At 67.8% G+C, this 24,663-nt stretch carries 24 protein-coding genes and 3 pseudogenes; 8 read left to right on the top strand and 19 right to left on the bottom strand.

Going from position 1 to position 24,663, the window contains the following annotated elements; all coding sequences use genetic code 11:
- The first annotated feature begins 48 nt into the window (after nt 1-48).
- A complete protein-coding gene (locus tag ACSQ89_RS21595) occupies nt 49-735 on the top strand; it encodes a GntR family transcriptional regulator (RefSeq protein ID WP_093111196.1) in 687 nt (228 codons plus the stop codon).
- Here ACSQ89_RS21595 and ACSQ89_RS21590 read toward each other — a convergent pair.
- The 5 genes from ACSQ89_RS21590 to ACSQ89_RS21570 are packed head-to-tail and all read right to left on the bottom strand — an operon-like array spanning nt 713 to nt 4,369.
- Complete coding sequence (locus ACSQ89_RS21590; RefSeq protein WP_436296373.1) at nt 713-2,188, bottom strand: MFS transporter; 1,476 nt, start codon at nt 2,186-2,188, stop codon at nt 713-715. The two genes, ACSQ89_RS21595 and ACSQ89_RS21590, sit on opposite strands and share 23 nt — an antisense overlap.
- A gap of 50 nt (nt 2,189-2,238) precedes the next feature.
- Nucleotides 2,239-3,069 carry an urease accessory protein UreD gene (locus tag ACSQ89_RS21585; protein WP_436294985.1) on the bottom strand — a complete coding sequence of 277 codons (831 nt, stop codon included), beginning with the start codon at nt 3,067-3,069 and terminating at the stop codon, nt 2,239-2,241.
- A gap of 4 nt (nt 3,070-3,073) precedes the next feature.
- A complete protein-coding gene (locus ACSQ89_RS21580) occupies nt 3,074-3,595 on the bottom strand; it encodes an AAA family ATPase (protein WP_436296372.1) in 522 nt (173 codons plus the stop codon).
- A gap of 16 nt (nt 3,596-3,611) precedes the next feature.
- On the bottom strand, nt 3,612-3,830 hold the full coding sequence (locus ACSQ89_RS21575) for a SlyX family protein (RefSeq protein ID WP_436295011.1): 219 nt from the start codon (nt 3,828-3,830) through the stop codon (nt 3,612-3,614).
- A gap of 26 nt (nt 3,831-3,856) precedes the next feature.
- Nucleotides 3,857-4,369 (bottom strand): nucleoside deaminase, encoded by a 513-nt coding sequence (locus ACSQ89_RS21570; protein ID WP_093111206.1) that lies wholly within the window; start codon nt 4,367-4,369, stop codon nt 3,857-3,859.
- A gap of 282 nt (nt 4,370-4,651) precedes the next feature.
- Here ACSQ89_RS21570 and ACSQ89_RS21565 point away from each other — a divergent pair, with 282 nt between their 5' ends.
- Nucleotides 4,652-5,728, top strand: coding sequence for an aromatic ring-hydroxylating dioxygenase subunit alpha (locus ACSQ89_RS21565; RefSeq protein WP_093111208.1), 1,077 nt, complete (start codon nt 4,652-4,654; stop codon nt 5,726-5,728).
- 37 nt (nt 5,729-5,765) lie between these two features.
- Here the strand turns inward: ACSQ89_RS21565 and ACSQ89_RS21560 are convergent, their stop codons facing one another.
- Nucleotides 5,766-6,869, bottom strand: coding sequence for a mandelate racemase/muconate lactonizing enzyme family protein (locus tag ACSQ89_RS21560; RefSeq protein ID WP_436294987.1), 1,104 nt, complete (start codon nt 6,867-6,869; stop codon nt 5,766-5,768).
- Between the two features lie 173 nt (nt 6,870-7,042).
- On the opposite strand from ACSQ89_RS21560, the gene ACSQ89_RS21555 reads away from it, so the two are divergent.
- The 3 genes from ACSQ89_RS21555 (at nt 7,043) to ACSQ89_RS21545 (ending at nt 9,375) form a co-directional block, all read left to right on the top strand.
- Complete coding sequence (locus tag ACSQ89_RS21555; protein ID WP_436294988.1) at nt 7,043-7,915, top strand: helix-turn-helix domain-containing protein; 873 nt, start codon at nt 7,043-7,045, stop codon at nt 7,913-7,915.
- A 43-nt stretch (nt 7,916-7,958) separates the two neighbouring features.
- Nucleotides 7,959-8,855: an SDR family oxidoreductase gene (locus ACSQ89_RS21550; protein WP_436294989.1), complete on the top strand. Its 897-nt coding sequence runs from the start codon at nt 7,959-7,961 to the stop codon at nt 8,853-8,855.
- A gap of 121 nt (nt 8,856-8,976) precedes the next feature.
- Nucleotides 8,977-9,375: an OsmC family protein gene (locus ACSQ89_RS21545; protein ID WP_436294990.1), complete on the top strand. Its 399-nt coding sequence runs from the start codon at nt 8,977-8,979 to the stop codon at nt 9,373-9,375.
- Here ACSQ89_RS21545 and ACSQ89_RS21540 read toward each other — a convergent pair whose 3' ends face one another.
- The 5 genes and pseudogenes from ACSQ89_RS21540 to ACSQ89_RS21520 all read right to left on the bottom strand — a co-directional run bounded on the left by ACSQ89_RS21540 (nt 9,376) and on the right by ACSQ89_RS21520 (nt 12,796).
- A complete protein-coding gene (locus ACSQ89_RS21540; RefSeq protein WP_093111216.1) occupies nt 9,376-9,690 on the bottom strand; it encodes an EthD family reductase in 315 nt (104 codons plus the stop codon).
- Nucleotides 9,691-9,762: 72 nt separating this feature from the next.
- Nucleotides 9,763-10,734, bottom strand: coding sequence for an isopenicillin N synthase family dioxygenase (locus tag ACSQ89_RS21535; RefSeq protein ID WP_093111218.1), 972 nt, complete (start codon nt 10,732-10,734; stop codon nt 9,763-9,765).
- A gap of 19 nt (nt 10,735-10,753) precedes the next feature.
- The gene (locus ACSQ89_RS21530; RefSeq protein ID WP_436296371.1) at nt 10,754-11,782 is read right to left on the bottom strand and encodes an ABC transporter substrate-binding protein; all 1,029 of its coding nucleotides are present in this window, start codon (nt 11,780-11,782) and stop codon (nt 10,754-10,756) included.
- Nucleotides 11,783-11,922: 140 nt separating this feature from the next.
- A pseudogene (locus ACSQ89_RS21525) lies at nt 11,923-12,361 on the bottom strand (DUF6691 family protein).
- 3 nt (nt 12,362-12,364) lie between these two features.
- On the bottom strand, nt 12,365-12,796 hold the full coding sequence (locus ACSQ89_RS21520) for a YeeE/YedE family protein (RefSeq protein ID WP_436294992.1): 432 nt from the start codon (nt 12,794-12,796) through the stop codon (nt 12,365-12,367).
- On the opposite strand from ACSQ89_RS21520, the pseudogene ACSQ89_RS21515 reads away from it, so the two are divergent.
- A pseudogene (locus ACSQ89_RS21515) lies at nt 12,792-12,974 on the top strand (MBL fold metallo-hydrolase); the annotation flags it as partial. The gene ACSQ89_RS21520 and the pseudogene ACSQ89_RS21515 overlap by 5 nt on opposite strands.
- Before the next feature lie 29 nt (nt 12,975-13,003).
- On the opposite strand, the gene ACSQ89_RS21510 reads toward ACSQ89_RS21515, so the two are convergent.
- The 5 genes from ACSQ89_RS21510 to ACSQ89_RS21490 all read right to left on the bottom strand — a co-directional run bounded on the left by ACSQ89_RS21510 (nt 13,004) and on the right by ACSQ89_RS21490 (nt 18,601).
- Entirely contained in the window at nt 13,004-13,486 is a 483-nt protein-coding gene (locus tag ACSQ89_RS21510; protein WP_093111229.1) for a nucleoside deaminase, read from the bottom strand.
- Complete coding sequence (locus ACSQ89_RS21505) at nt 13,483-14,253, bottom strand: ABC transporter permease (protein ID WP_093111231.1); 771 nt, start codon at nt 14,251-14,253, stop codon at nt 13,483-13,485. The genes ACSQ89_RS21510 and ACSQ89_RS21505 overlap by 4 nt, the downstream gene beginning before the upstream one ends.
- Nucleotides 14,250-15,092: an ABC transporter ATP-binding protein gene (locus tag ACSQ89_RS21500; protein ID WP_093111233.1), complete on the bottom strand. Its 843-nt coding sequence runs from the start codon at nt 15,090-15,092 to the stop codon at nt 14,250-14,252. The genes ACSQ89_RS21505 and ACSQ89_RS21500 overlap by 4 nt, the downstream gene beginning before the upstream one ends.
- Nucleotides 15,092-16,123 (bottom strand): ABC transporter substrate-binding protein, encoded by a 1,032-nt coding sequence (locus ACSQ89_RS21495; RefSeq protein WP_093111235.1) that lies wholly within the window; start codon nt 16,121-16,123, stop codon nt 15,092-15,094. Before ACSQ89_RS21495 ends, ACSQ89_RS21500 begins: the two co-directional genes overlap by 1 nt.
- Before the next feature lie 177 nt (nt 16,124-16,300).
- Nucleotides 16,301-18,601 (bottom strand): NADP-dependent malic enzyme, encoded by a 2,301-nt coding sequence (locus ACSQ89_RS21490; protein WP_436296370.1) that lies wholly within the window; start codon nt 18,599-18,601, stop codon nt 16,301-16,303.
- 157 nt (nt 18,602-18,758) lie between these two features.
- On the opposite strand from ACSQ89_RS21490, the pseudogene ACSQ89_RS21485 reads away from it, so the two are divergent.
- Nucleotides 18,759-20,087, top strand: a pseudogene (locus ACSQ89_RS21485) (NAD(P)/FAD-dependent oxidoreductase).
- A gap of 37 nt (nt 20,088-20,124) precedes the next feature.
- Here the strand turns inward: ACSQ89_RS21485 and ACSQ89_RS21480 are convergent.
- Genes ACSQ89_RS21480 through gcl form a run of 3 tightly spaced genes read right to left on the bottom strand, consistent with a single transcriptional unit; the run spans nt 20,125 to nt 23,644 of the window.
- Nucleotides 20,125-21,024, bottom strand: a complete 900-nt coding sequence (locus ACSQ89_RS21480; protein WP_436294994.1) for a 2-hydroxy-3-oxopropionate reductase — start codon at nt 21,022-21,024, stop codon at nt 20,125-20,127.
- A 26-nt stretch (nt 21,025-21,050) separates the two neighbouring features.
- Nucleotides 21,051-21,830, bottom strand: a complete 780-nt coding sequence (gene hyi, locus ACSQ89_RS21475; protein WP_093111243.1) for a hydroxypyruvate isomerase — start codon at nt 21,828-21,830, stop codon at nt 21,051-21,053.
- A gap of 20 nt (nt 21,831-21,850) precedes the next feature.
- Nucleotides 21,851-23,644, bottom strand: coding sequence for a glyoxylate carboligase (gene gcl, locus ACSQ89_RS21470; protein ID WP_436294995.1), 1,794 nt, complete (start codon nt 23,642-23,644; stop codon nt 21,851-21,853).
- A gap of 113 nt (nt 23,645-23,757) precedes the next feature.
- Between gcl and ACSQ89_RS21465 the strand changes: the two genes are divergently transcribed.
- Nucleotides 23,758-24,660, top strand: coding sequence for a LysR family transcriptional regulator (locus tag ACSQ89_RS21465; protein WP_093111245.1), 903 nt, complete (start codon nt 23,758-23,760; stop codon nt 24,658-24,660).
- The last annotated feature ends 3 nt before the right edge of the window (nt 24,661-24,663 follow it).

Here is a 24,663-nt window from a genome sequence, read left to right as displayed (position 1 = left end):
GCCTGATAAGCTTTTCCCCGTACCCTCGTGGAAATCGCCTCCCCTCGCATGCCAAGCCTCCCCAGTCCGGCGCAACCCGCCACCATCACGATCGCACCGCTCGAGGTGCGCTCCGCCAGCCTTGCCGAGCAGGCCTACGAACGGTTGCGCACGCTGATCCTCGACCGCCAGATCTCGGCCGGCAGCCCGCTGCAGGAAGCGCGCCTGGCTGAAGACCTGCGCATCTCGCGCACGCCGATGCGCGAAGCGCTGGTGCGCCTGGCCGGGGAGGGCCTGCTGGTGCGGCGCGACGCGCGCTCCTATGCCGTGCGCGCGCTGGGCACCAAGGAATACTTCGACTGCATGCGCGCGCGCGAGGTGATCGAGTGCGAGGCCATCGCGCTCGCCGTCGGCAAGATCACGGATGCGGAGATCGACACGCTCGAGGCGGACATCCGGGAACTCGACAGCGGCGAGCACAACGAAACCGAGCACTGGCACTTCGACGACCGCTTCCATCTTCTGATCGCCACCGCCAGCGGCAACGTGGTGTTCCCGCGGCTGGTGGAGGAACTGCGCGTGAATGCGCGGCTGTTCCGCCTGCACAGTCCGCTGCACCGGCAGCGCGAGAACCACGACGAGCACGGCGAGATCGTCCGCGCGCTGCGCGCCCGGGATCCGGAGCGGGCGAGGGCGGCGATGCGCGAGCACCTGCGCAGCTTGCAGGAAGACGTCAAGCGCGCTCTTGTCGAGTGATGGCGGAGGCGTCGCCGTCCGTATGCAATCCGAGCGGCGGCGCCACGTCCTCGAGCGGCCTGCGCTCCGCATCCACCGCCCAGCGCAGCGCGAGCAGTCCGGCCACGATGACCAGCGCGGCGCCGATCGCATAGCCGATGGCCACGGCGCCGCGGTTGCCGGTTTCGATCAAGGCGCCGAACAGCACCGGCGCCACGAAGCCGCCGGCCCCGGTGCCCACGGCATAGAAGATCGCGATCGCGATCGCGCGCATCTCCAGCGGAAACACCTCGCTCACCGTGAGGTAGGCCGAGCTGGCCGCGGCCGATGCGAGAAAGAACACCGCCGACCAGCACAGCGCCTGGCTGCGCGCATCGAGCCAGCCCTGCATGAAGGCCCAGCCGGTCAGCGCCAGGCCCACGCCCGAGAGCACGTAGGTCAGCGCGATCATGCGGCGCCGGCCCACGTGGTCGAACAGCGGACCCAGCAGCAGCGGCCCCAGCACGTTGCCGAGCGCGAACGGAAAGATGTAGAGCGCCACCTTGCCCTCGGCCACGCCGTGGAAGCGCGTCAGCACCAGCGCGTAGGTGAAGAAGATCGCGTTGTAGAAGAAGGCCTGCGAAATCATCAGCGCCAGCGCCACCATGCTGCGCTGCGGGTAGCGCGAGAGCAGCACCTGCGCGACCTCGCGCCAGCCGGGGCTCGCGCGGTCGCCATAGTGCACCCAGCCGGAAGCCGAAGGCAGTGCGCCCTGCTGCGCAACGATCTCGGCCTCGATGCCCGCAACGATGAGCTCGGCCTCTTCGGCCCGGCCATGCGCCATCAGCCAGCGCGGGCTCTCGGGCACGTTGCGCCGCACCAGGAGGATCGCCACGGCCAGCAGCGCGCCGAGCCCGAAGCCCGCGCGCCAGCCCCACACGGGGCCCAGCACCCCCGGATCGAGCAGCCACAGGCTCAACCCGGCGCCGAGCGCCGCGCCGACCCAGAAGCTGCCGTTGATGGCCAGGTTCACGCGCCCGCGCACGCGCGCCGGGATCAGCTCGTCGATGGCCGAATTGATGGCCGCGTACTCGCCGCCGATGCCCAGGCCGGTGAAAAAGCGGCACAGCGCGAAGAAGGCGAAGTCGGGCGAGAAGGCGGTCGCCAGCGTGGCCAGCGCATAGACCGCCAGCGTGATCAGGAACAGCTTCTTGCGGCCCAGGCGGTCGGTGAGCCTGCCGAAGAGCAGCGCGCCGATCACCGCGCCGCCGACGTAGAGCGAGCCCGACCAGCCGATCTGCGCCGCGCTCAAGCCCAGCGTGTCGGGCCGCTCCAGCACGCCGCCGATCGAGCCCACCAGCGTGACCTCGAGGCCGTCGAGCACCCAGGCCACGCCGAGCGCGATCACCACGCGCCAGTGCCAGCGCGACCAGGGCAGGCGGTCGAGGCGGGCCGGGATGTCGCTGCCGGCCGGGGTCGTGCTTTGTTGTTGCATCGCCCGGCAGTCTAGGCAGACCCGCCGCGCCGCCTCGTCGGACGAGGCCCCTACATCGCCCAGATGCGCGGCGGCGTACCCGTCATGTGCCAGAGCTCGGCCCGCCATGCCTTCCACACCTGCCGCAGCAGCTGCATGGCCGGCTCGACCACCGGTGCGAGCGCGCGCAGCACGATGATTTCGGCATGCGGGCTGGTCGCGCCGGCGCTCTCGCGCAGGCCGTGCGCATCGATCAGCGCGCGCGCGACCTCGAGCGCCGCGTCGCGCCGCGCGCGCGCGATCGGCGAGCCCGCGACGAAGAAGATCGAGGCGAGGCAGCGGTGTCCGGCCAGGCCGATCGGGCTTTGCAGCAGGCGCGTGTCCGCGGCATCGATGCGCCCGCGTTCCAGCCACACGCCCGGCACCTCGATGTGCTGCTGCAGGCTGCCGAGCTCGAAGGGCTTGCCGGCGCCGGGCAGGCCCAACGCCGTCACGTCCCAGCCGATCAGCTCGGCGCCCTCGGCCGCGCGCAGTGTCAGCCGATTCTCGGCGCGGCAGCCGCTGTAGCAGATGGCTTCGAGCGGCAGCCATTCGAGCCGCGCGCCAGCCTCGAGCGTGATCTCGGTGCGCTGCAGCGCCAGCTCGCCTTCGGAGCGGTAGAAGCGCGTGGCGCCCGGCGTGGTGATGAGGCCGTGGCTGCCCGCCGCGGCGCGCACCGCGATGTCCAGTGTGTCGCCGCCGACCAGCCCGCCGGGCGGATGCACCAGCACGTTGTGGCAGACGGCGTCGCCTTCGGGGTAGAGGCTTTGCAGGATGCGCAGCGGGCCTTCATGGCGAAAGCGGGCGACGCTGCGCTGGTTTTCTAGGTTGTAGGCGAGGGCTAGTCGCGCGTGCCATGGCATGGGGCTAGTGTAGGGATGCGGATCGGACGCGATCCATCGCGTCGACCACCGCGTCCACCGCGCTCTGCGGGCTCAGCAGTGCGGTATCGATGATCAGGTGCTCCCTGGTCCAGGGTACATAGTCGTGCCTCGTCACCGACGACCATGTCGGCAGGGCCAGTCCGTCGATGTCGCCGATGCGGCCTTCGACGCGGCGCCGATGCTCGTTCGCGTCCGAGCAGATCACTTCGACCTCGACCAGCGCCACTCCGACCTCGCGCGCCACCGACTGCCAGGCCGCGCGCGTGATCGGCAGCGGGTTGACGCAGTCGGCGACCATCATCCGGCCCAGCTCGAGATTCGATCTGGCGAGTGAATAGGCCACCATGTAGCCGGCCGGGCCGATGTCCGCGGCCAGCATCTTCGAATCCCTGATGGCCTGCTCGATCGCATCGATCCGTAGGTAGGCGGCCTGGCACCGGCGCACGAGCTCGCGTGCGATGGTCGACTTACCGACCCCCGGCAATCCCCCGAATACGACCAGCATCGGTTCTCCGTCGCCTTCAGTAGTGAGGCGGCAGCTCGTCGCGCAGGTTGCGCGTCGCGCCGGCTCCGGGGTCGGGACTCTGGTGCCGAAGCTGTGTGACCTGAAGGGCCAGGCTGTCGATCTGCTGCTGTTGTCTGTAGATGGCCAGGTTCAACTGGTCCAGCAGGTCTTCGGTGAAACTGGCCTTGATCTCCAGTTCGTTGAGGCGGCGTTCTGTGTCGTGCGGGCTTTGCATGCCGCTATTGGACAGCAAGAGCAGGCTCAGTCCTTCCACGCCCCCACGTGCGCCGCAATGGCTTCGTCGAGCAGCGCCGGGCCGATGCATTCGATGGGATGCGACGAGGCTTGGAACACATCGCGGCACGAGAGCTCGGCATCGCGCTGCTCGGGGCGCTCGCCGCGGAACATGCGCAGCCGCTCGGCGTCGATGCCGAACACCACGCGGCCGATGTTGGACCAGAAGATCGCGCCGGCGCACATCACGCAGGGTTCGGCGGACGAATAGAGGGTGGCGCCCGCCAGCTCTTCGCGCGACAGCCCGCGCTCGCCGAGCGCGCGCACGGCATTGGTTTCGGCATGGCCGGTAACGTCGCCGGTCTCGGCCGTGTTGCAGTAGGCCTCGGCCAGCACCTCGCCGGTGGCCGACACCACGATGGCGCCGAAGGGCCGGTTGCCGCGGCGACGTGCTGCATGCGACCAGACGATGGCCTTGCGCAGGTAGCGGCCGTCGCGCTCGTCGAGTTCGATTTCGCTGGAAAGGGAAAGGGGGCTCATGCTGGGATGTTAAGGGCCTGTTAACGCTATTTTCGACCCCGCAAATAGCGTTTACAGGCCCTCGTGCGATGCACTGCGGCGGTGCGCGCACTGTGAAATGCTTAATGGTTTGGTATGACAAATGCATGACGCATGCCAGCGTCTGCGAGACAATCCGGGCGCGCAACTTGCAATGAGATCTGCGCAGAGTAGAAGCGTTCAGTCCGGCGTCCTGATTTCGACGGGAGCCGCGGCGGGAAATTGCTCTTTCATGTGTTCCCACGCAACCGAAGGAGTTCTTTCATGCTCGTCACGCAGCAACCCGTTTTCCGCAAGTTCTGGCATGCCGTCATGCCGCTGGCCGATCTGCAGCAGGGGCCCAGGCCCTTCACGCTGCTGGGCGAGAACATCGTTCTTTTTCTTGATGCAAAAGGCCAGCCCGCCGCTTTGCGCGACCGCTGCTGCCACCGCACCGCCCGGTTGTCGAAGGGCTGGTGCGTCGATGCCGAAGGCAAGGCCTGCGCCCAGGGCGCCATCCAGTGCGGCTACCACGGCTGGACCTACGACCGCAGCGGCCAGGTGATCCGCATCCCGCAGTACGAGGCCGAGCGCAGGATCTCGCCCGAATATCGGACCACGGCCTACCACTGCACGGCGCGCTACGGCTATGCCTGGGTCGCGCTGGAAGACCCCATCGCGGAGATCCCGCAGATTCCCGAGTTCGACGACCCTGGCTACCGCACCATCTTCCAGTTCCACGAAGAGTGGCAGACCAGCCCGATGCGCGCGCTCGAGAACTCCTTCGACAACTCGCACTTCAGCTTCGTGCACCGCGCGACCTTCGGCGTGGCCGCGAGTCCGAAGCCGAGCAAGTACGAGCTGGTCGAGAACGAGAGCGGCTTCCATGCCGAGACCGTGATCGAGGCGACCAACCCGGCCAAGTTCCACGCCATCAGCGGCGTCGTCGACCCGATCACCACGCGCCACATGCGCAACGCCTACTTCCTGCCCTTCTCGCGCCGGCTCGACATCGAATATCCCTCGGGCATCCGACACATCATCATCAACTGCTTCACGCCCATCGACGATGGTCGCATGCAGCTGTGCCAATGGCTGTTTCGCAACGACACCGAGGCCGACTGCGCGGCGCAGATGCTGATCGACTTCGACGCGGAGATCACGCGCGAGGACAAGGACATCCTCGAATCGACCGACCCTGATGCGCTGGTCGACACGCGCCGCCGCGGTGTCGAGTACTCGATGGAGTCCGACCGGCCCGGCATGCTGATCCGCAAGCACTTGATGCAGCTGCTCGCGAAGCATGGCGAATCGGAGGTGCACCGCGGGATGCGCGTCGAGCCGCTGGTGCGAGCGGCCTGAGGTTTGCTGTCTGCCGACCGGTGGCACCCGCCGGCCGTCAATGCAGCCGGTAGTCGCGGATCACTTCAGCGCTCGGCTCGATGCCGAGCCCGGGGCCCTGAGGCACGGCCACCATCCCGTTCTTCGGAACGATGGCGTCGCCATAGAGCTGCGCTTCCAGATCGAAGAAACGCCACTCGACCAACGCATTGGCGCCGCCCAGCGCTGCGCTGCCGTGAATGCCGGCCAGAAGCCCGGGCCCGTCGTAGAACGCGTGCACCATGACCGTCGTGTTGTTCGCATTCGCCAGCGCGAAGACCTTGCGCAGTTCCGTGATTCCGCCCATCTTGGCGGGGCTGGGCTGAATGAAATCCACCGCCTGCGCCTGCAGCATGTGCGCGAAGTCCATCAGGGTCGATGCGTTCTCTCCCGCGGCGATCGGAATGCCGCCCTCGCGGCGCAATCGCGCCAGGCCCGCGTGGTTCTCCGGCGGCCACACCGGCTCTTCCAGCCACCGCAGGTTGTACTGTCGCAGCCGTCGGGCCATGTCCAGTGCCTCGCGCACGGACCACGGGCAATTGACGTCCAGCGTGATTTCCACCTCGTCGCCGACCGCTTCGCGCGCGGCGCGCACGCAGGCCGGGTCGATCTCGTGAAGCTTGAGACGCCGGTACCCGAGGTCCAGGGCGCGCCTCACGTTGTCGGCTACCAGTTCCGGATCGGTGTAGCGGATCAGGCTGGCGTAGCAGGACAGCGCGCTCGCGTCGCTGCCGCCGAGCAGCCGGTGCACAGGTTGCCCGGCAGCCTTGCCGGCAATGTCCCAGAGCGCGATGTCGAGGGCCGAAAGGCCGAACATGAGGGCGCCGCTGCGCCCGAAGATGTGCAAGGTGCGCTGCAGCTCCCGCATCAACTTCTCGATCAGCGCCGGATCGCGGCCGATGCACAGCGGCGCGACGACGGCGTCGATGGCCGCCTTGACGATCGGAACGGCCGTGAAGCCGAAGCTCTCGCCCCAGCCGACCAGCCCGTCGTCGGTGCTGACCTTGAGCAGGAGCGAATCCACGGTCTTCAGGTCTTTGCCGCCCCAGGCGCCTGCATCGGACTTGCCGCCCACCGTGAACGGGATGCGCAAGGGAATCGCCTCGATGTGCTGAATCTTCATTCAAAGCGCTCCTGAAGGCGGTGGCCGCCGCTTTGGCGGCCGGCCATCGATGTCATCCCTTGGGGAGAACGAGTCTACGGCGTTCTCGACCGCAGCCCGTGCCGGAAGTGCTACAAACTGCCCGGATCGACCGGTTCGCCGCGCGCCCGCGCGGAGCCGATGGATTCACCCCCATGAGCGAGCGCCTCTATCTCCGCCTCGAGAACGACCCCTTGCACGGGCCGGAAGCGAGCGCTCCCGCCGGCACGCTGCAGTCCTTCGACGTGGCCGCGCCGCTGCGCCGGCACGTTGCGCACATCCTCCTGTGCCGCGAGACCATTCCCGAGGGGCACGAGGTGTTGGAGCGCGTGCTGCCCGACGGCGCGGTGCGCCTCATCTTCAACCTGGGCGATGCGCCGTCGGCGAGCGAGGGCGCTGGCGAGCCCGTCGAGGCGATAGGCGCATCCACGGCGCCGGCCATGGTGCGCCTGCGCAGCAGGATCGAAGGCCTGTGCGTCACGCTGCGCCCCGGCGCGGCGGCGGCCCTGCTGGGCATGCCGGCCGGCGAGATCGGTGGCACGGCCGTGCATCTGGACGCGTTGTGGCGTGGCGAGGGTGCCGAGCTGCTGGAGCGCATCGCCGAGGCGCGCGACGATGCCGCGCGGGTCGCGCTGCTCGGCGCCGCGCTGCAACGCCGCCTGCTCGCGAGCGAGGCATCGCCGCAGCTTTCGGCCGCCATGCATGCGGCGCAGCGCATCGCCGCTTCGGGCGGCCGGCTTCCGCTGCGCGAAGTGGCCGCCGCACTGGGCATCGGCGAGCGTCGATTGCAGCAGCTCTTCCACGAACACGTGGGACTTTCGCCGCGCGCCTGGAGCCGGCTGGCGCGGCTTCACGCCTGCCTGCGCGCGCTTCGCCAACAGCAGACGCCGGCCTGGGCGGAGCTCGCGCTCGATGGCGGCTTCTACGATCAATCGCATTTGGTGAACGAGTTCCGGGCGCTCTGCGGCATCACGCCGACCGAGTTCCTCGGCCACCGCATTTCGGGTTCTTCCAAGACGGCGGCTTGAGTCCGCACTACCGTAGGCCCTAAAGCCAACGAAAGGAGAACGAATGCAGTACAAGAGCACGGACCGGCCACTGAAGGGACGCGTCGCCATCGTGACGGGTGCCAGCCGGGGCGCCGGGCGCGGCATCGCCGTCGAGCTGGGCGCCGCCGGGGCCACGGTGTACGTCACCGGGCGCAGCACGCGGGCGCAACCCGCCGACACCTACGGAGACATCCTCGCGCTGTCGGGGCTCGCCGCGGTGCCGGGCAGCATCGATGCGACGGCCGAGGAGGTCACGGCAGGCGGCGGCCACGGCATCGCGGTGCGATGCGATCACACGCGCGAAGACGAGGTGGCGAAGCTGTTCGCCCAGGTGCAGCGCGACGAAGGCAAGCTCGACCTGCTCGTGAACAACGCCTGGGGCGGCCACGAGACCTTCAACGGCGTGTTCGAGGCGCCCTTCTGGGAGCACTCGCTCGCGCAATGGGATTCGATGTTCGACCGCGGCGTGCGCAACCACCTGCTGGCCAGCCGCTTTGCCGCGCCGATGATGGTCGGCCAGGGCCGGGGGCTGATCGTGACCACCACCTTCTGGGACCGCGATCGCTACCTGCGCGGCAATCTCTTCTACGACCTGGCAAAGGCCGCGATGAGCCGCCTGGCCTTCGGCATGGCGCAGGAGCTGCGCCCGCACGGCGTCGCTTCGCTGGCCGTGTCGCCAGGCTGGATGCGCACCGAATTCGTCCTGACCGGGCACAAGACCGACGAGGCGCATTGGACCGAGCGCCCGGCACTGGCGCGTACCGAGTCGCCGCGCTACCTGGGCCGCGCGGTGGCCGCGCTGGCGGGCGACCCGAAGGTGCTGGACAAGAGCGGCGCGGTGCACCGCGTGGCGGACCTGGCGCGCGAATACGGCTTCACCGACATCGACGGCCGCCAGGTCGAGGCCTTCGAGATGTAGGGCCTGTTAACAGGCCCTCAGCGACTACCATCGGGCGCTGTCAACAGCAGGAGCGCCCGATGGCAACGCCTGGATTCACAGGCGGCGCCGGCCGAATCTCTCACCCTTCAAAGGAAATTCCATGAGCATCACGGTCCGCCGCGACGGCACCACCGGCACCCGCCACATCCTCAAGGTTCGTGCCCACCAGATCGCGGTCGACACCTCGCCCGATGCAGGCGGCACCGACGCGGGCCCCTCGCCGCACGACCTCTACGATTCCGCGCTGGCCGCCTGCAAGGCGCTGACCGTGCTGGTCTATGCCCAGCACAAGGGCATTCCGGTGGAAGACATCGAAGTCGTGGTGAACCGCGACGACAGCGAGGAACGCAAAGGCGTCTACAGGCTCGACTCCACCCTGCGCGTCACCGGCCCGCTCAGCGACGAACAGCGCGCCTCGCTGCTGCGGGTGGCGGGCAAGTGCCCGCTGCATCGGCTGATGACCGAGGTCAAGACGGAGATCGAGACGCGGCTGGTGTGATCAGCCCACCACCACCTCGCTGATCTGCATCACCGGCTTCAGGTCGGTGTAGTTCCGGATGTCGCCAAGGATCTCCTTGGCGTGCGGGCCGAAGGCCGTCTGGAAAGCCTCCGCCGAGTCGCAGAAGATGTGGCAAGACGCGACATAGGTGGGCGGTTCGCCAGGTGCCCCGCCGGCCAGCCCTTTGTCGATCGTGTAGGACTTGCAGGCGTCGCCCATCCTGCTCTTGAGCAGCGGCATGTGCTTGTCGCGGTAGTAGTCGTGGTCGAATCGCGCTCCGGGCGTATGGGGGTACATCACGCTGACCTTGATCATTGCCTATCTCCTTGTTGGGGGGCCGCCAGCATAGGAGAAGGCGCAGCGGGAAACAACCGGCCGTATGGCCGGCTATGCAACCGCCGCGCCGGATTTCAGTCCGTAGGTCTTACGGTACATCTCGCGCAGGTGCTCCCCGGCGGTGCACGGGGCGTAGCGCGGCGCCTCGCCGGCTGGTACCGTGCCCGGCACAGCTTCGATGCGTGCGAAGTAGTCGGGCTCGTAGAAGAAGGGGATCGAATAGCGCGGCGCGCCGCCCGAATGCAGGTTGCGCACGCGGTGCGGGTTGGAGTGGTAGAGGCCGTTGGTCCAGCGCGGGACCATGTCGCCGAGGTTGACGACGAAGCAGCCCTCGATGGGTGTCGCGGGCACCCAGCTGCCGTCGGGCATGCAGACTTCCAGGCCGCCGTGCGCGTCCTGCGCAAGGATCGTGACGGCGCCCCAGTCGGTGTGCGTGCCGGCGCCGAAGGTGCGCTCGTCGGCATCGGCCGGATGGGCGGGGTAGCGGATCATGCGCAGCGTGAGCATCGGGCTTTCGCTGCTCGCGTCGAAGTAGCCCTCGGGCAGGCCCAGCGACAGCGCCATGAGCTGCATGAGTCGCGTCGCGAGTGCGAGCATCGTGCGGATGTAGCGCTCGCACTGCGCCGGCGCATCGGGCAGTTCGCTCGGCCACTGGTTGTGGCCGTAGGTCTGGTAGCCGGCTCGCACGTAGGGGTGTTCGTCGGGATAGGCCATCCCGCAATAGAAGCTCTCCTTCAGGTCGGGGCGAGCCTCGGCGTCGAGCGTCTGCGCGCCGATGTTCTCGAAGCCGCGCATCGTTGGCGAGTGCTGCATCGACAACGCCTCCCGTGTCTCCTCCGGAAGCGCCATCAGCCGGTGCGCGACGTCGAACTGGCGTGCCACGAGCTCGGCGTCGACGCCATGGTTGCGCACATAGAAGAAGCCGGAGGCCATGGCGGCGGCGCGCAGTTGCGCAGCGGCCTCCGCGCTGCGCGCGCCGCCGGGCGCCAGCGCGTGCTGCAGGTCGATGACGGGGATCGCCACGGCGCGCCCTTGTATCTCGTCAGGCCTTGAGCTTGCGGTCTGCCGCCAGCGGCAGGAAGCGCTCGGTCCAGAGGTCCGCGACCGCCGGGCTGCTCTTCAGGCCGAAGGCGCCCACCGTCTCGTCGATCGTGGCCTGCAGCCGCGCGGTCGTGGCGGCGCCCCAGCCGTTGCTGCGCGTGTCGGGTGTCTTCATGGTGCCGTCGACGATCAGCTTCAGGCGCTCGAACTCGATCTCCTCGTTGGCGAGCGGCTCGCGCGTCTTGATGGCGCCGGCGCCGGCCTTCGGGTCGGCGATCGCCTCGATCCAGCCGCGCGTCGATGCCTTGACGAAAGCCTTCATGGCATCGCCCTGTTCCTGCATGCTCTTCGCGTTGGCCACCAGGCCGTTGCCATAGGACTTCATGCCGTGATCGGAAAAGCGGAACACGGTGATCTGCTCCGGCCCCATGCCGCGGGCCTTGAGGTTGAGCAGGCCGGTGAAGAAGAAGTAGGCCGAGGCGTCGAAGTCGCCCTTGACGAAGCGCGTGTCGCCGATGTCGGGCGCGACGTTCTCCCACTTGACGCCCGAGGGGTCGAAGCCCTGGGCCTTGGCGAAGGCGGGAAAGAGCTTGCGCGAGGCGTTGAAGGGCTGGCCCAGGATACTCTTGCCGGCCAGGTCGGCCGGCTTGGCGATCGGGCCGCCCTTGCGCACCAGGATCGCGTTGGGATTCAGGTCGTACTGGATCGCGACGGCCTTGAGCCCGGCAGTGGGGTTGTTCACGTTGAACTCGATCATCGTCGCGAGGTCGGCCGAGGCGCAGTCGTAGGCGCCGCTGCCGACCAGGCTGATCGCCGACGCCGAGCCGTTGCCGGTGTCGATCGCCACCTCAAGACCCACATCCTTGTAGTAGCCGCGCTGCTGCGCGAGCAGGAAGCCGGCACCGGAAGCCTCGACCTTCCAGCCGAGGTTGAACTTGAACTTCTGGAGCGAGCCCTGGGCGCGTACGAAGGGCGCGGCGGTGACGAGGGCGCTGGCGCCGGCGGCGCGCAGAAGAGAACGACGGTGCATGGATGAAAACTCCGTGGGCGGTTGGAAACAGGACACCGGAGGCAGCGCTGGCGTGCGCTGCCTTCGGAGCAATTTCCGGCCGACACGCCGCAGAAGCCGCACCGTCGTTGGGCGTCTTCACGGCGAAACGGTGAACGCTTCTACTCCGCGGAGTCTGGTGCAGGTTCCGTGCCAGTAGCGCTCGAGCGCCTGCGGCGGCGGCCCTCGACCAGACTGAATGCGAGCATCCCGGCCAGCATGGCCGCCACGAAGATCAGCGCCTGCGCACTGCCGCCGGCCGCGCTCACGAGCGCCGGTCCCGGGCAGAAGCCGGCCAGACCCCAGCCGGCGCCGCCGGTCGATGCGGGTGGCGGCGGGCAGTTGCATCGCTTGCCCAAGCCAACTCCGGCGGCGCCGTTTCGCCAGCGCGAAGGCGCCCGCGCCGACCGCGACCGCACCGCCCATCACGAGGGCGAGCGACGGATCCCAGCTGCCCGCAAGATCGAGGAAGCCGAGCACCTTCGCCGGGTCGGTCATGCCCGAGAGGATCAGGCCCAGGCCGAACAGAAGTCCGGCCAGCGCTGCGCTTGCATTCAACATCGTTCAGGCTCCCAGCAGGTGACGCACGAGGTAGACGGTTGCGAAGCCCGCGCCCATGAAGGCGGCCGTGGCCACCAGCGAACGCGGCGAGCCACGCGACAGGCCGCAGACGCCGTGGCCGCTGGTGCAACCGCTCGCGTAGCGCGTGCCGACGCCGACCAGCAGCCCGGCCGCGATCAGCACCGGCGTGCTCGCGGCGATGGCGACCGGCGGCAGTGCGCCTGCGAGCTGCCAGACCCACGGTGCCGCCAGCAAGCCGGCGACGAAAGCCAGCCGCCAGCCCCGGCCGCCGCGTCGTTGCAGCAGGCCCCCGACGATGCCGCTGATGCCGGCGATGCGGCCGTTGAGCAGCAGGAACAGCGCGGCCGCGAGTCCGATCAACAGGCCGCCGGCCAGGGCGCTCCACGGCGTGAAGTGGGACCAGTCGATGCTCAATCTGCACGACGGCGTCGACGAAGAGGCCTTCGTCGCCATGCGCGAGAAGCGCGATGCCACCCCGGCCGTGCCGGCGCTGATCCTGCCCGCGATCCAGGTCAACATCCGAGCCGGCGAGCTGCCGCCGTCGGAATCCAATGGCGTGCGCTACCTGAAGATTCCGGTGAACACGTTGTAGTGCGGCGGCCGGTTCATTTGGCCGGCGGCTCAGGCGCCCCGGCTTTGCCAGAAGCCGCGGTGCGTGGCGATCATCTCGTCGGCCACTTCCGGTACCGGCCCAATGACCTCGATCTGCTTCTGCCCGCGCGCGAAGACTTCGCGGCAGGGCAGCGAGAGCGTCGGGTTCTCGGGGTGGTCGCCGGTCAGCGCGAGCAGCGCGCTTTCTTCGGCGCCGTAGACCACGCGGCCGATATGGGCCCAGTAGATGGTGCCGGCGCACATCGCGCAGGGTTCGAAGGTCGTGACCAGCGTGCACTGCGCGAGGTACTCGGCGGGGTAGTTGAGCGAGGCGTTTCGCGCCAGCGTGGCCTCGGCGTGCTGCACGGTGTCGATGTTGCCCTGCTCGGCCAACACCGTTTCGCCGTCCGGCGCGACGAGCACCGCGCCGAAGGGATGGCGGCCCATGGCCATCGCGCGCCGCGCGACCTCGTCGGCGCGGCGCAGAGCCTTGACGATCTGCTCAGGGGTCATTCGTTTTGAGAGCCTCGATGCGCCCAGCCGGTCGTGTGCTTCTCGATCGCACTGAAGAGCTCGTACATCCCCATCGCCATCGCGCCCACCACCATCAGGCCCGCGAAGGCCAGGCCCATCTGCATGGCCGAGCCGGCCGAGATCAGCAGGTAGCCGATGCCTTCGTTGGCGGCCGTCATCTCGCTCACCGTGGTGCCGACGAAAGCCAGCGTGATCGCGACCTTGAGCGAGCCGTAGAAGTAGGGCATGGAGCGCGGCAGGCCTATCTTGACGAGCACGTCCCAGCGCTTGGCGCCCAGCACGCGCAGCACGTCCTCGAGCTCGGGCTCGAGCGTGGCCAGGCCGGTCGCGATGTTGACCATGATCGGAAAGAAGCTGATCAGGAAGGCCGTGAGGATCGCCGGCCCGATGCCGATGCCGAACCACACCACGAGGATGGGCACGAAGGCCGCCTTGGGCAGCGCGTTGAAGGCGGTCATCAGCGGATATACCGCCGCGTAGGCCAGGCGCGAGCTGCCGATCACGAAGCCCAGCAGCACGCCGACCACGATCGCCAGGCCGAAGCCCGCCATCGTGACCCAGAAGGTGCGCCAGGCGTGGCCCGCGATGATTTCCTTGAACTCCCAGAACTGGGTCCAGATGCGCCACGGGCTCGGGAAGATGAAATCCGAGACGCCGAAGCCCGCGCAGATGATCTGCCACAGCACGAGCACCGCGACCAGCAGCAGCCAGGGCGACCAGCGTTCGATCTGTTTGCCGTTCTTCATGCCGGGCTCGCTGCGGCGGCGGCCGCGATGGCATTGCTTCGGATGGCACCGATGTGGCCGCGAAGCTCCAGCACGATGTCGGTGAATTCCTTGGTGTAGGTCAGTTCCAGCTCGCGCGGCCGCGGCAGCTCGATCTGGCGCTTGACCACGAAGCGGCCCGGGCTCTTGCTCATCACGTAGACCGTGTCGGCCAGGAACACCGATTCGCGCAGGTCGTGCGTGACCAGGATCACGTTGAACTGCTGCTCGGTCCAGAGGTCGCGCAGGATGCACCAGAGCTCCTCGCGCGTGAAGGCGTCGAGCGCGCCGAAGGGCTCGTCGAGCAGCAGCATCTTGGGCTCGTGGATCAGCGCGCGGCAGATGCTGGCGCGCTGCTGCATGCCGCCCGAGAGCTGCCACGGGAACTTGTCTTCATAGCCGGCGAGGCCCACCTTCTGCAAGAGCTTGCGCGCGCGCTCCACGTATTCGCGGCGCTTGGCCTTGAAGGTGGAGCGGTAGGGCTCGACGATCTCCAGCGGCAAGAGCACGTTGTCGACCGTGGTGCGCCAGGGCAAGAGCGAGGGCGCCTGGAAGGCCATGCCCGAGATCTTGAGCGGGCCGTTCACGGGCTGGCCGTCGATGCGGATCTTGCCCATCGAGGGCATCTTCAGGCCTGTGGTGAGCTTCATGAAGGTGGACTTGCCGCAGCCCGAGGGCCCGACGATGGCGATGAACTCGCCGCGCTTCACCTTCAGGTCGATGGCCTCGACCGCGAAGTGGTTGGCGGCGAGCAGCTCCTCGTTGTAGGCGAGCCAGACGTCCTGGAAGTCGACGAAGGGCGTGGTCTCCGCGACCGCCATCACTTCTTCAGGATGTTCAGTTCGGCCGTAGGGGGCAGCAGCGCGGCGGTCCACACCGCGTCGGGGCTCACGCGCGTCTTGGTGTTGAAGGCGTCCGACACCTGCGAGGCCATCAGCGAGAGCCGGCCCGCGTTCACCGCGCCGAAGCCTTCGGCGCGCGCGTCGGGGCTGTTGATCACGGTGTCGATCGCCAGCTTGAGGCGGCGCGTCTCGAGCGCGCTGTCGATGATGCCGTCGCGCTTCTTGACCGATTCGATGGCCACGGTCGGATTGGCGATCACTTCCTTCGCGCCCTTGGCGAAGGCCGAGAGGAAGGCCTTGACCGCCGCCGGGTTCTCCTTGATCAGCTTGGGCGAGGCGATGATCACGTTGCCGTAGAGCTTCACGCCGTAGTCGGGGTAGGGCAGCACCACGATATCGGCCGCCTTGGCGCCGCGCGCCTCGAGGTTGAGCAGCGAGGTGAAGGTGAAGCCGGTGATGGCGTCGATGTCGCCGCGGATCAGCATGGTCTCGCGCAGCGTCGGGTCCATCGCGGTCCAGTTGACCGCGCCGATGTTGTTGGCCTTGGCGAAGATCGGGAAGGCGCGGCGGCCGGCGTCGAACACGGGCGCGCCGAGCTTCTTGCCGGCCAGGTCGGCCGGCTTGGCGATGCCGCTCTTCTTGAGCGCCATGACCGAGGCCGGCGTGTTGTTGTAGACCATCATCACCGCGACCGGCTTGTTCGGGCTGTCGGGGTTGTTGGCATGGAACTCCATCAGCGCGGCCAGGTCGGCGAAGCCCATGTCGTAGGCGCCCGAGGCCACCCGCGTGACCGTGCCGCCCGAACCGTTGCCGGCGTCGATCGTCACGTCGAGCTTGGCATCCTTGAAGTAGCCCTTGGCGGCCGGATGGAGGAACAGCGCCGCCGGACCTTCGAAGCGCCAGTCGAGCTGGAACTTGATCGGCGTGAGCGCTTGGGCGTGGGCGGTGACTAGGCCGAAGCTGAGCGCCGAAGTGGCAAGAAAGGTCTGGAGCAGTTGGCGCTTGTTCATGGGAGTCCGTGAAAGGTGATGCACGGGATTCAAGCAAAAACGGTGCCGGCACGCACTTGGTGCGAACCCTCCCGATGAGCCAATGGGGTGCATGGCCGATGGCCATTGCCACTCGGAGCGGGCGTGAAAACGCCCCGTCGCATGCACTGCGGCGGGGCGTAGATCGTGGTGCGCTGCCTACTTGGACGAGGTAGCGTTGGCCACGGCGAGCGCCGTCATGTTGAGCACGCGGCGCACGGTGGCCGAGGGGGTCAGGATGTGGGCCGAGCCGGCCGCGCCCATCAGGATCGGACCCACCGTCACGCCGTTGCCGCCGGTCATCTTCAGCACGTTGAACAGGATGTTGGCGGCATCGAGGTTCGGGCAGATCAGCAGGTTGGCCTCGCCGTTCAGCGAGGTCTCCGGCAAGGCGTTGTGCCGCACCGTGTCCGACAGCGCGGCATCGCCGTGCATCTCGCCGTCGCATTCGATGTCGGGCGCCATCTTGGCGAACAGGTCGCGCGCCACCCGCATCTTGCGCGCCGAAGCGCGCTCGGAGGAGCCGAAGTTGGAGTGCGACAGGAAGGCCACCTTGGGCGGCAGGCCGAAGCGGCGCACTTCCTCGGCCGCCATGACCGCGATCTCGGCCAGCGTCTCGGCGCTTGGGTCTTCGTGCACGTTGGTGTCGGCGATGAAGAGGGTGTACCTCTCGAGCGTGAGCGCGTTGAGGGTGGCGAAGCCCGGGGCGCCGCGCTTCAGGCCCAGCACGTTGTGCAGGATGCGCAGGTGGCTGTCGAAGCGGCCCACCAGGCCGCACAGCATCGCGTCGGCGTCGCCCAGCTGGACCATCAGCGAGCCGATGGTGGTGTTGGAGCGCCGCACCATCGCCTTCGAGGCCTCGGGCGTGATGCCGCGCCGGCCCATGATCCGGTGGTAGGCCTCCCAGTAGGTGCGAAAGCGCGGGTCGTCCTCGGGGTCGACCACGTCCACGTCCACGCCGGGCTTGATGCGCAGGCCGGCCTTCTTGATGCGCGTCTCGATCACCGCCGGGCGCCCGATCAGGATGGGCTTGGCCAGGCCTTCGTCCACCGCCAGTTGCGCGGCGCGCAGCACGCGGTCGTCCTCGCCCTCGCAGTAGGCCACGCGCTTGGCGCTCGCGAGCTTGGCGGCGCTGAACACCGGGCGCATGAACATGCCGGTCTGGTAGACGAAGCGTGCCAGGTTCTGGCGGTAGGCCTCGAGATCCTCGATCGGGCGCGCGGCCACGCCCGAGGCGGCCGCGGCCTTTGCCACCGCCGGCGCGATGCGCAGGATCAGGCGCGAGTCGAAGGGCTTGGGGATGATGTAGTCGGGGCCGAAGGCGAGCTCCTGGCCCGCATAGGCGGTGGCCACCTCCTCGCTGATGTCGGCCTTGGTGAGGTCGGCGATCTCGTGCACGCAGGCCAGCTTCATTTCTTCCGTGATCTTGCTTGCGCCGCAGTCGAGCGCGCCGCGGAAGATGTAGGGGAAGCAGAGGACGTTGTTGACCTGGTTCGGATAGTCCGAGCGGCCGGTCGCGATGATGCAGTCGGGGCGGACTGCCTTGGCGAGCTCGGGCCGGATCTCGGGCTCGGGATTGGCCAGCGCCAGGATGATCGGCTGGCTGCCCATGCTCTTGACCATGTCCTGCGTGACCACGCCGGGCGCCGAGCAGCCGAGGAACACGTCGGCGTTCTTCATCACGTCGGCCAGCGTGCGCGCGCCGGTGTCCTTCTGCGCGTAGCGCGATTTCGAGTCGTCGAAGCCGCCCGGGCGGCCGATGTAGATCAGGCCCTTGGAGTCGACCGCGTAGATGTTGGCCGCTTTCGCACCGAGGCCGATCATCACGTCCAGGCAGGCGATCGCGGCGGCGCCGGCGCCCGAGACGGCGATTTTCACTTCCTCGATCTTCTTGCCGACCAGTTCGAGCCCGTTGATCAGCGCCGCTGCCGAGATGATGGCCGTGCCGTGCTGGTCGTCGTGGAACACCGGGATGTTCATGCGCTCGCGCAGCTTCTTCTCGATGTAGAAGCACTCGGGCGCCTTGATGTCCTCGAGGTTGATGCCGCCCAGCGTGGGCTCGAGCGCGGCGATGATCTCGACCAGCTTGTCGGGGTCGGTTTCGGCGAGTTCGATGTCGAACACGTCGATGCCGGCGAACTTCTTGAACAGGCAGCCCTTGCCTTCCATCACCGGCTTGGCGGCCAGCGGGCCGATGTTGCCCAGGCCCAGCACCGCGGTGCCGTTGGTGACCACGCCGACCAGGTTGCCGCGCGAGGTGTATTCGGCCGCCTTCGACGGGTCGGCCTCGATGTCGAGGCAGGGGTAGGCGACGCCCGGCGAGTAGGCCAGCGAGAGGTCGCGCTGGTTCAGCAGCGGTTTGGTCGGCGAGATGGAAATCTTGCCCCGGACGGGGCTGCGGTGGTATTCGCGGGCGGCTTCGCGCAATGCTTCTTCTGCCGGTGACAGGGTGTCGGCCATGAAAAATCTCCTTGTTTCTGACGACCAATGAGGCTACTCCAAAAGCGCGTGCCCTTCGTGTAGTGGGAACCACGAGGGGGCCATGGCGCGATCGCTACACTCGGGCCGCATTCGCGCTCCAACCGAGCACATAACCACGACCGAGGGCCCGCCATTCATGGCAGTTCAGCAATTCACAACCATGGATCCAGATGTCGTCGTCATCGGCGGCGGGCCTGCCGGCTCGACCGTCGCCGCACTGCTCGCGGACAAGGGCCACGAGGTGGTGCTTCTCGAAAAGGCACATCACCCGCGCTTTCACATCGGTGAATCGCTGTTGCCGATGAACATGCCGCTCTTCGACCGGCTGGGCGTGCGCACCGAGGTCGAAGCCATCGGCATCGCCAAGCACGGCGCCGAGTTCGTCTCGCCCTGGCACGACCACACCAGCCTGTTCTTCTTCGGCGAGGCGATGGACAAGTCCTTTCCGTGCACGTGCGCCGTTCGGAGTTCGACGAGCTGCTGTTCCGCCACGCCGCCAAGCGCGGCGCGCGCACCTTCGAAGGCCACAAGGTCACGCAGGTCTCGACATGGACGCCGGCAAGGGCAGCGACGGCCGTGCGCTGGTGACGGTGAAAGCCGAAGACGGCACCGAGACCGCCTGGCGCCCGCGTTTCGTGATCGATGCCAGCGGACGCGACACCGTGCTGTCGAACCGCTTCGACGCCAAGCAGCGCACCGCAGGCACGCGAGCGCCGCGCTGTTCGGCCACTTCGCGAACGCCCGGCGTACGCCCGGCCGCTACGAAGGCAACATCACGCTGTTCTGGTTCGACCACGGCTGGTTCTGGTTCATCCCCTTGCTCGATGGCACCACCAGCGTGGGCGCGGTCGCCTCGCCGGCCTACTTCAAGCAGCGCAAGGGCGATCTCACCAGCTTCCTGATGGAAACCATCGCGCTCGCGCCCAAGCTGGCCGAGCGGTTGAAGGATGCCACCCTGATCGAGGGCGCGACGACCACCGGCAACTATGCCTACGACTCGAAGTTCTGCCGCGGCGACCGCTTTGCCATGATCGGCGACGCCTATGCCTTCGTCGACCCGATGTTTTCGTCCGGCGTCTACCTGGCGATGAACAGCGCCTTCGAGAGCGCCACGGCCGTCGATCACTGGCTCAGGGGCGAGGCCAGCCAGGCGGAGCGGGCCTTCCGCCGCTTCGAGAAGGTCATGAAGCACGGGCCTCGGATGTTCTCGTGGTTCATCTACCGCATCACCTCGCCGGCCATCCGCCGGCTCTTCATGCAGCCGGAGAACAACGTCTGGCGCATGCGGGAAGCGCTGCTGTCGATCCTGGCGGGCGACCTGTTCCGCGGCACGCCGGTCGGCCCGCGGCTGCTGGGCTTCAAGGTGATCTACTACCTCTCGTGCATCACGATCCTGCCGCACGCCTTCAAGACCTGGGCCTGGCGGCGCCGGAACCTGAAGGAGGCGCTGGCAGCCGCTGGTTAGAACCCGGCGGAGAACCTCAACATTCGCGGCTGATCGCTCAGTCCGGCTGAACCGGATGCTGCGCCAGCGCTTCCAGAGCCTTCACCAGTGCCGAATGGTCGGACTGGCCATGGCCCAGGGCGGCGCAGGCGTTCATCAGTTGCGCAGCACCCGCCGTCTGCGGCAGCGCCACGCCCAGAGAACGTGCGCTCTGCATCGCAAGGTTCAGGTCCTTCTGGTGCAGCGCGATGCGGAAGCCCGGCGCGAAGGTGCGCTTGATCATGCGCTCGCCGTGCACTTCGAGGATGCGCGAGGACGCGAAGCCGCCCATCAGCGCCTGCCGCACCTTGGCCGGGTCGGCGCCGGCCTTGCTGGCGAACACCAGCGCCTCGCCGACGGCCGCGATGTTGAGCGCCACGATGATCTGGTTGGCCACCTTGCAGACCTGGCCGTCGCCCGCGCCGCCGACCAGCGTGACGTTCTTGCCCATCTTCTCGAGCAGCGGCCGCACGCGGCCGAAGGTGCCCTCGTCGCCGCCGCACATGATGGTCAGGCTGGCCGCCTTGGCACCCACTTCGCCGCCCGAGACCGGCGCGTCGATGTAGCCGCAGCCGAGGTCGACGATTTTCTGCGCGAAGCCCTTGGTCGCGATCGGATCGATGGAGCTGCAGTCGACCACCGTCTTGCCCTTGGTCAGTGCGCCCGCGACGCCGTTCTCGCCGAACAGCACTTTCTCCACGTCGGGTGTGTCCGGCACCATGATGAAGACGATGTCGGTCTGCTTCGTCACCTCGGCCGCCGAGGCGCATACCGTAGCCTTGGAAACGAAGAGCTCAGGCACCGGGCCTTGGGTGTTGACGAAGAGCTGGTGGCCGGCGTCGAGCAGGTGGCCGGCCATGGGCGCGCCCATGATGCCGAGGCCGATGAAACCGATCTTCTGGGGTGCCGTGTTGGACATTCGCTGAGTTCCTTGTCTGTGTGTATTTATTGCGTGAGGGCGGTGCGCCAGCCGAGGCCGTTGACGGTGTCGCTCTTCGGCTTGTATTCGCAGCCGATCCAGCCCGTGTAGCCGGCGGCATCGATGTGCTTGAAGAGCCACGGGTAGTTGATCTCGCCGGTGCCGGGCTCGCCGCGGCCCGGGTTGTCGGCCAGCTGGATGTGGCCGATCTTGGCCATGTTCTTCGCGATCGTCGCGCCCAGTTCGCCTTCCATGCGCTGCGCGTGGTAGATGTCGTACTGCAGCAGCAGGTTGGCCGAGCCGACTTCCTCGATCAGCGCCAGCGCCTGGTCGGTGCGGGTCAGGAAGAAGCCGGGAATGTCGAAGTGGTTGATCGGCTCGATCAGCAGCATGATGCCGGCCGCCTGCAGCTCGCGGGCCGCGAAGCGCAGGTTCTCGACCGCCACCTTGTTCGCCTCGGCCGGGCCCACGCCCTGCGGCAGCTTGCCCAGCAGGCAGTTGAGCTTGGGGCAGCCCAGCGCCGTTGCGTAGTCGATCGCCATGCCCACGCCTTCGCGGAACTCGCTCACCCGGTCGGGATGGCAGCCGATGCCGCGCTCGCCGCCGTCCCAGTTGCCGGCGGGCAGGTTGTGCAGCACCTGCTGCAGGCCGTTGGCACGCAGGGCGGCGGTCAGTTCCTTCTTGTCGTAGGCATAGGGGAACAGGTATTCGACCGCCTTGAAGCCGGCCTTGGCGGCGGCCTCGAAGCGTTCCATGAACGGCAGCTCGGTGAAGAGCATCGTGAGATTCGCTGCGAATCGGGGCATCTGTGTTGTCTCCTCGGGAATCAGTCGAGCATTGCCACGCCAACGGCCGTGGGCGCGTCTTCGCGGCTTTCGGCCAGCGGCTCGAATTCGTTGACGGCGTCGATCTCGGTGCCCATCGAGATGTTGGTCACGCGCTCCAGCATGACCTCGATCACCACCGGCACGCTGAACTCGGCCATCAATGCTTCGGCGCGCTGGATGGCGGGCTTCATCTCTTCCTGCTTGTAGACGCGGATCGCCTTGCAGCCCAGGCCCTCGATCACCTTGAGATGGTCCACGCCGTAGCTGCGCTCGACGCCGCTGTCAACGCCCGCGTTGATGTTCTCGAAGCCGAGCTGCACGCAGTAGTCCATCTCGAAACCGCGCTGCGCCTGGCGGATCAGGCCGAGGTACGAGTTGTTGACCACGATGTGGATGTAGGGCAGCTTGAACTGTGCGCCCACGGCCAGCTCCTCGATCATGAACTGGAAGTCGTAGTCTCCCGAGAGCGCGACGATCTTGCGCGTCGGGTCCGCGGCGCGCACGCCGAGCGCGGCGGGAATGGTCCAGCCCAGCGGGCCGGCCTGGCCGCAGTTGATCCAGTTGCGCGGGTTGTAGACGTGCAGTAACTGCGCGCCGGCGATCTGCGAAAGCCCGATGGTGCTCACGTAGCAGGTGTCGCGGCTGAAGTTGCGGTTCATGCACTGGTAGACGCGCTGCGGCTTCATCGGCACGTCGCCGAAGTTGGTCTTGCGCAGCATCGTCTTCTTGCGCTCCAGGCATTCGCCGGCCCACGTGCCGCGGTTCGGCAACTGGCCCTTGGCCTTCATGGCCTCTGCGACTTCGACGAAGAGCTCGAGCGCGGCCTTGGCGTCCGACACGATGCCGAGGTCGGGCGTGAAGACGCGGCCGATCTGCGTCGGCTCGATGTCGACGTGCACGAAGGTGCGGCCCTTGGTGTAGACCTCGACCGAGCCGGTGTGGCGATTCGCCCAGCGGTTGCCGATGCCGAGCACGAAGTCGGAAGCGAGCATGGTCGCGTTGCCGTAGCGGTGGCTGGTCTGCAGGCCGCACATGCCGGCCATCAGCGGATGGTCGTCGGGGATGGTGCCCCAGCCCATCAGGGTCGGGATCACCGGCACGCCGGTGGCCTCGGCGAAGCGCACCAGCAAGTCGCTGGCGTCGGCATTGATGATGCCGCCGCCGGCCACGATCAGCGGGCGCTCGGCCGCGTTCAACATCGCGATCGCCTTCTCGATCTGCGCGCGCGTGGCGGCCGGCTTGTAGGGGGTGAGCGGCTGGTAGGTGTCGATGTCGAACTCGATCTGCGCCATCTGCACGTCGAACGGCAGGTCGATCAGCACCGGGCCCGGGCGGCCCGAGCGCATCAGGTGGAAGGCCTGCTGGAACACCTGCGGCACCTGGCCCGGCTCGCGCACCGTGACCGACCACTTGGTGACCGGCTTGGAGATCGACTCGATGTCCACCGCCTGGAAGTCTTCCTTGTAGAGCCGCGCGCGCGGCGCCTGGCCGGTGATGCACAGGATCGGGATCGAATCGGCCCACGCCGAGTAGAGGCCGGTGATCATGTCGGTGCCGGCCGGCCCCGAGGTGCCGATGCACACGCCGATGTTGCCGGCGATGGCGCGGGTGTAGCCCTCGGCCATGTGCGAGGCGCCTTCGACGTGGCGCGCCAGGATGTGGGCGATGCTGCCGTGCTTGCGCAGCGCCGAGTAGAGCGGATTGATGGCGGCGCCGGGCACGCCGAAGGCCTGGGTCACGCCTTCTTTTTCCATCACCAGAACGGCGGCCTGGGCCGCGGTCATCTTTGCCATGTTGCTTGTCTCCTTCAGAGGCCTCGACTGTAGGAAATCGAGGCCTCGTGCAGAAGGCGGCGCCGGACCATAAAAGCTATTCCAGGGCGGAATAACTGGCTACGATCCAGGGCATGGATCGACTGTTGGCAATGGAGATGTTCGTGCGCGTGGTGGAGACCGGCAGCTTCTCCAAGGCGGCGCGCGAGTTCAACACCACCCAGCCCACGGTGACCAAGCAGGTCGCGGCCACCGAGGCGCGGCTCAAGGTACGCCTGCTCAACCGCAACACGCGCGGCGTGAGCCTCACCGAATCGGGCGCGCTCTACTACGAGAAGTGCAAGTCCATCGTGCGCGAGACCGAGGAGGCCGAGAGCGTGGTGCGGCGGCGCGAATCGCAGGCGCAGGGGCTGTTGCGCGTCGGCACCTCGGTCGCCTTCGGCCGGCGCGTGGTGGTGCCGCTGGCGCTGGAGTACATGGCGCGCAACCCGCAGGTGCAGGTGGATCTCAGCTTCGAGGACCGCTACGTCGACCTGATCGCGCAGGGCATCGACGTCGCGGTGCGCATGGGCAAGCTGGCCGATTCCTCGCTGGGCGCGCGCTTTCTCGGCATGAACCCGTGGGTCATGGTGGCGGCGCCGGGCTACTTGAAGAAGCACGGCACGCCGAAGCGTGCGCAGGACCTGAGTGCGCACGTGGCGCTGATCTACAGCAGCGTGGTGGGCGACGACGTCTGGCGCATGCACACGCCCAAGGGGGAGCCGGTCACGGTGCCGGTCACGGGCCGGCTGCGCTCCAACAATCTTTCGGCCGTACTCGCCGCGGCACGCGAGGGGCTCGGCATCGCGCTGATGCCGCGCTACGTGGCGAGCGATTCGCTGGCCGCGGGCAAGGTGGTCGAGGTGCTGCCGGGCCATGCACTGCCCGAGCAGGAGATCCACGCCGTGTTCCCTTCGCCCAAGCTGGTGCCGGGGAAGGTATCGAGCTTCGTGGCCTTTCTGCAGGGGCGCTTTGGGGAAGGGTGGTGGGAACGGTAGGGC

Source organism: Variovorax sp. LjRoot175 (genome assembly GCF_964253805.1).
Classification (GTDB): Bacteria; Pseudomonadota; Gammaproteobacteria; order Burkholderiales; family Burkholderiaceae_C; genus Variovorax.
Note: the sequence above shows the minus strand (reverse complement) of the source record. Positions and strands in the feature narration are given on the sequence as shown.

What these genes read in the sequence shown, in the direction of transcription:
- ACSQ89_RS21595 (WP_093111196.1), top strand. Translation starts at nt 49, where the DNA reads ATGCCAAGCCTCCCCAGTCCGGCGCAACCCGCCACCATCACGATCGCA.
- ACSQ89_RS21590 (WP_436296373.1), bottom strand. Translation starts at nt 2,188, where the DNA reads ATGCAACAACAAAGCACGACCCCGGCCGGCAGCGACATCCCGGCCCGC.
- ACSQ89_RS21585 (WP_436294985.1), bottom strand. Translation starts at nt 3,069, where the DNA reads ATGCCATGGCACGCGCGACTAGCCCTCGCCTACAACCTAGAAAACCAG.
- ACSQ89_RS21580 (WP_436296372.1), bottom strand. Translation starts at nt 3,595, where the DNA reads ATGCTGGTCGTATTCGGGGGATTGCCGGGGGTCGGTAAGTCGACCATC.
- ACSQ89_RS21575 (WP_436295011.1), bottom strand. Translation starts at nt 3,830, where the DNA reads ATGCAAAGCCCGCACGACACAGAACGCCGCCTCAACGAACTGGAGATC.
- ACSQ89_RS21570 (WP_093111206.1), bottom strand. Translation starts at nt 4,369, where the DNA reads ATGAGCCCCCTTTCCCTTTCCAGCGAAATCGAACTCGACGAGCGCGAC.
- ACSQ89_RS21565 (WP_093111208.1), top strand. Translation starts at nt 4,652, where the DNA reads ATGCTCGTCACGCAGCAACCCGTTTTCCGCAAGTTCTGGCATGCCGTC.
- ACSQ89_RS21560 (WP_436294987.1), bottom strand. Translation starts at nt 6,869, where the DNA reads ATGAAGATTCAGCACATCGAGGCGATTCCCTTGCGCATCCCGTTCACG.
- ACSQ89_RS21555 (WP_436294988.1), top strand. Translation starts at nt 7,043, where the DNA reads ATGAGCGAGCGCCTCTATCTCCGCCTCGAGAACGACCCCTTGCACGGG.
- ACSQ89_RS21550 (WP_436294989.1), top strand. Translation starts at nt 7,959, where the DNA reads ATGCAGTACAAGAGCACGGACCGGCCACTGAAGGGACGCGTCGCCATC.
- ACSQ89_RS21545 (WP_436294990.1), top strand. Translation starts at nt 8,977, where the DNA reads ATGAGCATCACGGTCCGCCGCGACGGCACCACCGGCACCCGCCACATC.
- ACSQ89_RS21540 (WP_093111216.1), bottom strand. Translation starts at nt 9,690, where the DNA reads ATGATCAAGGTCAGCGTGATGTACCCCCATACGCCCGGAGCGCGATTC.
- ACSQ89_RS21530 (WP_436296371.1), bottom strand. Translation starts at nt 11,782, where the DNA reads ATGCACCGTCGTTCTCTTCTGCGCGCCGCCGGCGCCAGCGCCCTCGTC.
- ACSQ89_RS21510 (WP_093111229.1), bottom strand. Translation starts at nt 13,486, where the DNA reads ATGACCCCTGAGCAGATCGTCAAGGCTCTGCGCCGCGCCGACGAGGTC.
- ACSQ89_RS21505 (WP_093111231.1), bottom strand. Translation starts at nt 14,253, where the DNA reads ATGAAGAACGGCAAACAGATCGAACGCTGGTCGCCCTGGCTGCTGCTG.
- ACSQ89_RS21500 (WP_093111233.1), bottom strand. Translation starts at nt 15,092, where the DNA reads ATGGCGGTCGCGGAGACCACGCCCTTCGTCGACTTCCAGGACGTCTGG.
- ACSQ89_RS21495 (WP_093111235.1), bottom strand. Translation starts at nt 16,123, where the DNA reads ATGAACAAGCGCCAACTGCTCCAGACCTTTCTTGCCACTTCGGCGCTC.
- ACSQ89_RS21490 (WP_436296370.1), bottom strand. Translation starts at nt 18,601, where the DNA reads ATGGCCGACACCCTGTCACCGGCAGAAGAAGCATTGCGCGAAGCCGCC.
- ACSQ89_RS21480 (WP_436294994.1), bottom strand. Translation starts at nt 21,024, where the DNA reads ATGTCCAACACGGCACCCCAGAAGATCGGTTTCATCGGCCTCGGCATC.
- hyi (WP_093111243.1), bottom strand. Translation starts at nt 21,830, where the DNA reads ATGCCCCGATTCGCAGCGAATCTCACGATGCTCTTCACCGAGCTGCCG.
- gcl (WP_436294995.1), bottom strand. Translation starts at nt 23,644, where the DNA reads ATGGCAAAGATGACCGCGGCCCAGGCCGCCGTTCTGGTGATGGAAAAA.
- ACSQ89_RS21465 (WP_093111245.1), top strand. Translation starts at nt 23,758, where the DNA reads ATGGATCGACTGTTGGCAATGGAGATGTTCGTGCGCGTGGTGGAGACC.